This is a genomic window from Mesorhizobium sp. P5_C1 (assembly GCF_054049815.1).
Genome location: NZ_JBFULQ010000246.1, coordinates 1 through 8057 on the forward strand (window position 1 = coordinate 1; position 8057 = coordinate 8057).

Annotated in this window: 7 protein-coding genes; 2 read left to right on the top strand and 5 right to left on the bottom strand. The window is 63.5% G+C overall.

What is annotated here, in order from left to right:
• Positions 1-62: 62 nt before the first annotated feature.
• A protein-coding gene (locus tag ACXJ7R_RS18960; RefSeq protein WP_457153189.1) for an IS5 family transposase occupies positions 63-835 on the bottom strand; the annotation gives its coding sequence in 2 pieces (ribosomal slippage) (positions 63-517 and positions 517-835; 774 coding nt in all).
• Here ACXJ7R_RS18960 and ACXJ7R_RS18965 point away from each other — a divergent pair.
• Complete coding sequence (locus ACXJ7R_RS18965) at positions 828-1409, top strand: hypothetical protein (RefSeq protein ID WP_457153184.1); 582 nt, start codon at positions 828-830, stop codon at positions 1407-1409. The two genes, ACXJ7R_RS18960 and ACXJ7R_RS18965, sit on opposite strands and share 8 nt — an antisense overlap.
• Positions 1410-2040: 631 nt before the next feature.
• Here ACXJ7R_RS18965 and ACXJ7R_RS18970 read toward each other — a convergent pair.
• Positions 2041-2355, bottom strand: a complete 315-nt coding sequence (locus ACXJ7R_RS18970; RefSeq protein ID WP_457153185.1) for a hypothetical protein — start codon at positions 2353-2355, stop codon at positions 2041-2043.
• Positions 2356-2525: 170 nt separating this feature from the next.
• Here ACXJ7R_RS18970 and ACXJ7R_RS18975 point away from each other — a divergent pair, with 170 nt between their 5' ends.
• A complete protein-coding gene (locus tag ACXJ7R_RS18975; protein ID WP_457153186.1) occupies positions 2526-4547 on the top strand; it encodes an amidase in 2022 nt (673 codons plus the stop codon).
• Between the two features lie 172 nt (positions 4548-4719).
• Here the strand turns inward: ACXJ7R_RS18975 and ACXJ7R_RS18980 are convergent, their stop codons facing one another.
• The 3 genes from ACXJ7R_RS18980 to ACXJ7R_RS18990 all read right to left on the bottom strand — a co-directional run bounded on the left by ACXJ7R_RS18980 (position 4720) and on the right by ACXJ7R_RS18990 (position 7946).
• Positions 4720-6153: an aldehyde dehydrogenase family protein gene (locus ACXJ7R_RS18980; protein ID WP_457153190.1), complete on the bottom strand. Its 1434-nt coding sequence runs from the start codon at positions 6151-6153 to the stop codon at positions 4720-4722.
• Between the two features lie 87 nt (positions 6154-6240).
• Positions 6241-6885, bottom strand: coding sequence for a ThuA domain-containing protein (locus ACXJ7R_RS18985; protein WP_457153187.1), 645 nt, complete (start codon positions 6883-6885; stop codon positions 6241-6243).
• A gap of 38 nt (positions 6886-6923) precedes the next feature.
• On the bottom strand, positions 6924-7946 hold the full coding sequence (locus tag ACXJ7R_RS18990; protein ID WP_457153188.1) for an LLM class flavin-dependent oxidoreductase: 1023 nt from the start codon (positions 7944-7946) through the stop codon (positions 6924-6926).
• Positions 7947-8057: the final 111 nt, after the last annotated feature.

The following is an 8057-nucleotide window of genomic DNA, read 5'->3' on the forward strand; positions in this document are numbered from 1 at the left end:
GAATTGTCGGATCGTATTCTTGCGGCGGGGAAAGATGTGGCGCGGACGCTGATCCAACAGCGTTAGGACGTAGACTCATTATCGTGTAGCCAGATGCGGACTGAGACGAGTTTGAGGGCAGCGAGGTAGTTTTCCGCCAGTTCGTCGTATCGGGTTGCGATCCGGCGGAACTGCTTGGCCTTGTTGAAGAAGCGCTCGACGAGGTTGCGTGCCTTGTAGGGGAAGGCGCTGAAGCAGATCGGGTCCTTGCGGTTGGCCTTGGGAGGGATGTTGGCCCAAGCCCTTCGCTCGGTGACGGCATTGCGCAAGGCGTTGGCATCATAGCCCTTGTCGGCAAGTAGCATGGCCCCTTCCGGCAATTCCGTTATCAAGTCCGCTGCGGATGCGATGTCACTCATCTGACCTGCCGTGAGCATCAGCTTGATCGGCCTGCCTTTGGCATCGACAAGAGCATGGATTTTGGTTGTCAGCCCGCCTCGGGATCGACCGAGACAATGATTGCGATCCCCCTTTTTGCCGTCGCACCCTGTTGGTGGACGCGAACAATAGAGGTATCGATCATCTGCACCTTGCCGTCGTGGGCTTTGGTGACCGTACCCATCAGGCGGTCCCAGACACCGGCTTTGCRCCAGCGGTTGAAGCGATTGTAGATCGTGGTGGGCGGTCCATAGCGTGCCGGCGGGTCGGCCCAGCGCGCACCGGAGCGCAATACCCAGAAGATGCCATTGAGAACCCGCCGATCATCCACGCGCGGCACGCCTCGCAGCTTGTTGGGCAGATGCGGCTGGGTCGCGCGCCATTCGAAGTCGGTTAGGTCGTATCGGTTCTTGAGCAGTCTGAATCACAAACTGGCGCAACATGAAAGCCGCAGGCTTGACCGCACCGTGGAAGGCGGACATGAAAGGTCGATGACGAGCGAAGATATGCCCCAGTTGTTCTACCCAGGCATGCCGGAGCGCACGGAGCCTTGGACAGGTGACTACGAGATATTATGGAGCATCTACATACGCTGCAACAACAGGCAGAAGCTGCGCCGTGTTCACATCCCTGCACTAGAAGCGATCATTGGCCAGCCCCACGGTGGACGAGGTTGGGTCATCGAGAAAGAGAACGACAATCCGGGAGAATTGAGATTGATGGCCACCGAAATCCTGGCCGGCTCCTACTCTGATGCCATGCTCCTTTCGTTGCTCAGGAAGCTTTACGCGCTCAGGCCACACTGGCATCTCACCGCAAGGCTAAACGCTGAGCATCCTCGCGGCGTCTATATTATGGCCACCTATGCGGAGAAGGAACCCAGCAGCGCCGCCCCTGCCGTATCCAACATCATGGTTGAGTTGCAGCCGGACTTCTCATGCTTGATCGATGGCACCACATCGCATCGCAGCGGGAGCGGCAAAGCGTTTTGATGACCTCCTGTGGTGAGGCCGTTGGACGGACGCCTCTTACCATTCTCAGACGTCGATCGCTTATGGGTATACGGCCTAGGCGGTGCCCCAAGTCCGCTGCTGCCACGCCACACCTTGACGATCTCACCGAAGCTCGGCGCCTGGGGTTGCTCTAAACATCGAGAGTGACGATCATGCCGCGGACTTCGGCCATTTCCAGGAGCAGGTCCTGCAGGTTTTCGTCCAGCACGGCACCGGTCCGCGCCAAGAGCTCGGCAATGCACTCTCTCATCGATATTGACGGCGGCACCGGTTTTCTCGGAAAGCAGCCGCCCGATGGCCGTGCGGATCAGGTCATCCCGATCAGACATCGTGTCATCTCGCAATGCAGCCTCCCTCATGCTCCCCATGCCTCACCCGCGCTTTCAACGACAGGGCGTGGTTTCTCTTACGGTATGATTTTTTGACGCCACATCCGCGGCTGTGCTCACGCGGACGGCAGCAACGGCTCGTTGCCGGGCTGGATGGCTTCGACGGCGGTGGCGCACGGTGTGGGTTTGTATGCCGCAAGCCCAGAATGCGCTGTAGGGAAGCACAAAAAACGCCTTCAGATGACCTCCGGAATAGAGTTTCCAAACAGGCGCTGAGCGGCTTATTTGCCGCAATGATGATCGTTGATCTTGTTCAGCGCATTCGCGTCGGGCCCAACGCGGTCGTAGGAGCACGGTCCGGYCGCCGTGGTAACCAACAGCTGGTCATAATAACGCGGGCCGCCGAAAAGGAAGTTGATGAGGTTGTCATCGGCGGGGACGTAGCGTTCGGATTGGGCCTGCTGGTGGTGATGCCGATCGCCGGCGAACGCCGAACCAGAAAGGCCTGAGCCTATCGCGATAGCGAGAGCCAAGATCGCAAAGCATTTCGTGGTCATCGGCAACACCTCCTGGCTATCCTGAATCACACCATACATCCAAAATCGCCAGGCGGACAAAAGTTCCCAACGGCGCGGTTTCGCAAGCCAGGCCCGGACGCCGTGCCGCAGGAAGACCAAATGCCGCCGAAGACCCATCGCGATTGGCTCTTGCCGAAGCCCGCCGCCTCGCTCATCCATGGGATTGCAACGACAGCTTGGAACCAGTGATGACCGATGCCAGCCTTTGTCTAGTCGAAGCGACGATCGAGCAATTGCGCCGCGCGCTAGATGGCGGCGCTGTCACCAGCGTCGAACTGGTCGGGGCATATCTCAGGCGCATCGCGCATTTCGACCGCCACGGCATTACCCTCAACGCGGTCCCGGTGCTCAATCCAGCGATGTTCGAGGAGGCCGCCGCCTCCGACCAGCGCCGCCGCAACAGTGCCACGCTCGGACCGCTCGACGGCATCCCCTACACCGCCAAGGACAGCTACAAGGTCGCCGGTCTGACCGTGGCCGCCGGCTCGCCGGCCTTCGAGCATCTCATCGCCAACGAGGATGCTTTCACCATCGCCCGGCTGCGCGCCGGCGGCGCCGTGCTGATCGGCCTCACCAACATGCCGCCGATGGCCAATGGCGGCATGCAGCGCGGCGTCTATGGCCGCGCCGAAAGTCCCTACAATGCCGACTTCCTGACCGCCGCCTTCGCGTCGGGCTCGTCCAACGGCTCCGGCACGGCGACATCGGCCAGCTTCTGCGCCTTCGGGCTGGGCGAGGAAACCTGGTCGTCCGGTCGGGCGCCGGCCACCAACAACGCGCTGGTCGCCTACACGCCGTCGCGCGGCATCATTTCGGTGCGCGGCAACTGGCCGCTGGTGCCAACCATGGATGTCGTGGTGCCGCATACGCGCAGCCTGCCAGACATGCTCGAACTGCTCGAAATCATCGTTGCCGACGATCCCGAGACGCGAGGGGATTTCTGGCGCGCGCAGCCTTGGGTCAAGTTGCCGAAGAGCTCCGATGTGCGGCCGCGACGCTATACTGATCTGGCGCTTGCGGGGTCGCTGAAAGGCATGCGCCTCGGCGTGCCCAAAATGTATATCGGCCGCGACAGCGGGGCGGATCGGCCGATCGAGACCCGCGCCTCGGTGCTTGCGCTGTGGGAACAGGCGGCGGCGGATCTCACGCGGCTAGGCGCCGAGGTGATTGAGGTCGATTTTCCCGTCGTCTCCAACTATGAGCGCGACCGCCCCGGCGCGCGCACCATGGCCGAGCGCGGCCTGGTGCCAGAAGAATTCGCCAACCGCGAAATCTGGGATCTCTGCATCTGGGGCTGGGACGATTTTCTGCGCGCCAATGCCGACCCGGCACTGCCCGATCTCGTCTCGGTCGACGGCGCAAAGATCTTTCCACAGCCGCCGGGCACACTGCCCGACCGCTATGAGGGCGGCTTTGACTTGGCGGAGTACGTTGAGCGGGCGCGATCCGGTGTCACGCCCGCAGTGGACATTCCGACACTCGAGGACGGTCTGAAGGGACTAGAAACGACAAGGCGGATCGATTTCGAGGACTGGCTGGACCTCCACGGCATCGATGCCGTGGTGCTGCCCGCCGCCGCCGATGTCGGGTCGGCCGATGCCGATGTCAACGAGGCGTCGGCCGCGCTTGCCTGGCGCAATGGCACCTGGGTCGCCAACGGCAATCTGGTCTGGCGCCATTTCGGCATTCCGACCGTCACCGTACCGATGGGAACGATGGCCGACATCGGCATGCCGGTCGGCATCACTTTTGCCGGCAAGGCCTATGATGACGAAAAGCTGCTGCGCATGGCCGGCGATTTCGAGCGCTCCAGTCAGCGCCGCACCCGTCCTCCGCGCACGCCCGAATTGGCCGACGATGTCTTTGCAGGCCGTCCCGGCCAAGCCCTGAACAGCGAGGCGCCCCCGCTCGCCATCACGCTTGTCGCCGAGACGCGGGCTTCGGGTGATCAGGACGAGATTGTCATCACGCTCGACCTGCCTGGCGAAGCGACCGATACGGCCAGCATCCAGCTGCACGTCAACGGAGAGGCCGTCGCGCTGCAGAGAAGCGGCGCGCGCTTCAGCGGGAGTGCGCTAGTCCCGGCCGCCGAGCATCACCGCTTCCACAGCGTCTGGCGCGGCTCGTATGGCTCGATCGTGACAGCGGTGGTGCGGCTGGAGGATGGCCGCACCGCCGGCGCGTACGCGGTCACGGGCGGCATCGGGTGACTGCGGCCTTGCGGATCGCGCGGCGTCCAGAGACTGTTTCGAAACTCGCTCCTGCGAGTCATATGGTGGTGTTTTCGAGAACCGGAGCGGAACGTACATTTGAGTACGTGAGCACCGGAAGCGCAGAAAGCGCCGCCAGATGGCCGCAGGAGTAGAGTTTCCAAACGGTCTCTCAGTCCGTCCTGATCCAGACGCCCTTGGTATTGAGATATTCGTCGAGATGCTCGGCCCCGCCCTCGCGCCCGTAGCCGCTCATCTTGTAGCCGCCGAAGGGCACCGCCGGGTCGATTGCATGATAGGTGTTGACCCAGACCGAGCCGGCGCGCAGGCGGTTTGCCAGCTGGTGCGCCTTGCCGACGTCGCGGGTGAACACGCCGGCACCCAGCCCATAAGGCGTGTCGTTGCCGCGCCGAACCACCTCGTCCAGCGTGTCGAAGGGCAGCGCCGAGATGACCGGGCCGAAGATCTCTTCGCGGGCAATGCGCATGTCATCGGTAACGCCCGAGAACACACTGGGCGCCATGAAGTTGCCCGCACCGAGCCCGCCTTGCGTGATGCGGTTGCCGCCGGTGACCAGCCGGGCACCTTGCCTGGTGCCGTCCTCGATGTAGCCGGTGACGCGTTCGAGCTGCTTGGGCGAAATCAGCGGCCCGATCTCGGTTTCAGGGTCGGCCCCGTCGCCGATCCTGAGTTTTGCCGCATAGGCCGAGACCCGTTCGACAAATTCCTCGTAGATCGGCCGTTCGACGAACAGCCGCGACCCGGCGATGCAGATCTGGCCGGAATTGGCGAACACAGACATTGCCGCTACCGGCACGGCGCGCTCGAGATCGGCGTCGGCGCAGACGATGACCGGCGACTTGCCGCCAAGTTCCAGCGAGACGCGCTTCATGTTGCCGGCCGAGGCGCGCAGGATGCTCTGGCCGGTCACTGTGGAGCCGGTGAAGACGATCTTGTCGACGTCCATATGGGCGGCGAGCGGCGCGCCGGCTTCCGCGCCGGTGCCGGTGACAATGTTGACGACGCCGGGAGGCGCGCCGGCCTCCATCATCAGCGCGCCGATCAACAGCGGCGTCAGCGKCGCTTCCTCGGAAGGCTTCAGCACGATGGTGCAGCCGGCCGCCAGCGCTGGGCCGATCTTCCAGATCGACGCGGCTGTCGGCGCATTCCAGGGAATGATCGCGCCGACCACGCCGACCGGCTCCTTGCGCGTGTAGGAGACGATCTCGCCCGGCAGCGAATTGCCGATCGAGTGGCCATGGATCGACGTCGCCATGCCGGCGTAGAAGCGCAGCATGCCGAGCACGCGGTTCTTGTTGGCCAGCGTGCGCACGATGGGCATGCCCATGTCCGTCGTGTCGGAAAGCGCGATCTCCTCCCAGTGACGCTCCATCAGGTCGGCAATCCTGAGCAGCAGCAGCTGGCGCTCATAGGGCTTGAACCGGCTCCAGGGTCCGTCGAAGGCGCGCCGCGCCGCCGCCACCGCGAGGTCGATATCGCCTGAATCGGAGAGCGGCAGGGTCCCGATCACGGCGCCGGTGGCGGGATTGCGCGTCTCGAAAGTCCGGCCGCCGAGCGCGTCGCACCAGAGGCCATCGATCAGCATCTTGCGGTGCCGGCCATCGATCGGCGTGTGCAGCGGCAGGTCTTTAACCGATACCGTCAAGGTCCCGTCCTCCCTTCCGCATCCAACCTAGCGGGCGGCCCAGACAAGGCCGCGCTCGACAATCAAGGCCATTTCCGGCACCGCGAACTCGTCGGCATTGTGACCCAGCGCGCTGTAGAAGACCTTTCCAGCCCCATAGCGACGCTTCCAGACCACCGGCATGACGACGCCGCCTATTCCCGGAAAGTGCTGGTCGGTGAAGGTGGTTGTGGCGAGCACCTCGTTGCCCGGATCGACATGCATGTAATACTGCTCCGATCGGTAGGCGAAATCACGGACGCCGCTTGTGATCGGATCATCCGGCCTGGWGACGGCGACCGTATAGTCGATGATGTCGCCGGGATGCGCGACCCACTGGCCGCCGGTCATGAACTGATAATCGGCTTCGTTGCGGAAACTGTCGCACATCGTACCGTGAAATCCGCCAAGGCCACTGCCCTGGCGAACCGCGAGAACCAGATTCTGAAGTTCGGCCTTTTCGATCGTCGACATCGTGATCACGGGCACGATGAGATCGAATGCGCTGAGCTTCGGATCGGCGAACATCGCCGTGCCCTCGCCCAGCGTGACGTCGAATCCGTTGCGCTCGAGCAGACCGCGCACGACCTTCGCACTCTGTTCCGGCGTATGCCCTTGCCAACCTCCCCAGGCGATCAAGGCTTTCTTCGGCATGTTGTCCTCCCTGTAGCAGTCCGCCTGATCGATCGGTGTCAGCGCCAGCCCAGCGCCGGAGCGACATGGGTCAGGATCGCCTCGATGACATGGGCATTGTAGTCGACGCCGAGCTGGTTGGGCACGGTGAGCAGCAGGGTGTCGGCCTCGGCGATCGCCTCGTCCTTCGCCAATTCCTTGATGAGCACATCCGGTTCGGCGGCGTAGCTGCGCCCGAAGATCGCCTTGGTGTTCTCCTCGATGAAGCCGATCTGGTCGCTGCTCTGGTTGCCGCGCCCGAAATAGGCGCGGTCGCGATCGTCGACCAGCGCGAAGATGCTGCGGCTGACCGACACGCGCGGCTCGCGCTGATGGCCGGCCGCCTTCCATGCCTCGCGGTAGACCCGGATCTGCTCGGCCTGCTGGATGTGGAACGGCTTGCCACTCTCGTCGAATTTGAGCGTCGAACTCTGTAGGTTCATGCCCAGTTTCGCCGCCCATTCCGAAGTGGCGTTGGTGGCCGCACCCCACCAGATCCGCTCGCGCAAGCCTTCAGAATGCGGCTCGAGCCGCAGCAGGCCGGGCGGATTGGGGAACATCGGCCGTGGATTGGGCTGAGCGAACCCCTCGCCCCGCAGCGTATCGAGGAACACCTCGGCGTGATGCCGCGCCATGTCGGCGTCGCTCTGTCCCTCCGCCGGGGCGTAGCCGAAATAGCGCCAGCCGTCGATCACCTGCTCCGGCGAGCCGCGGCTGATGCCAAGCTGCAGGCGGCCGCCGGCGATGATGTCGGCAGCACCGGCGTCCTCGGCCATGTAGAGCGGATTTTCGTAGCGCATGTCGATGACCGCGGTGCCGATCTCGATGCGGCTGGTCTTCGCGCCGACGGCTGCCAGCAGCGGGAACGGCGAAGCGAGCTGACGAGCAAAATGATGGACACGGAAATAGGCGCCGTCCGCGCCCAGTTGCTCGGCGGCGACGGCTAGGTCGATGGACTGCAGCAGCGCGTCCGATGCCGACCGCGTCTGTGATTGCGATGAGGGCGTCCAGTGCCCGAATGACAGGAAACCGATTTTTTTCATGCCTTGCGATATATGGAAGTGGCGGATGGAATGCAAAGCCGTTGCTCGCCGATCTCGGCGTCGGCCGGCTGCGCTGATGGCATCAAATAATGCTGATCCGCGCGTGGCACG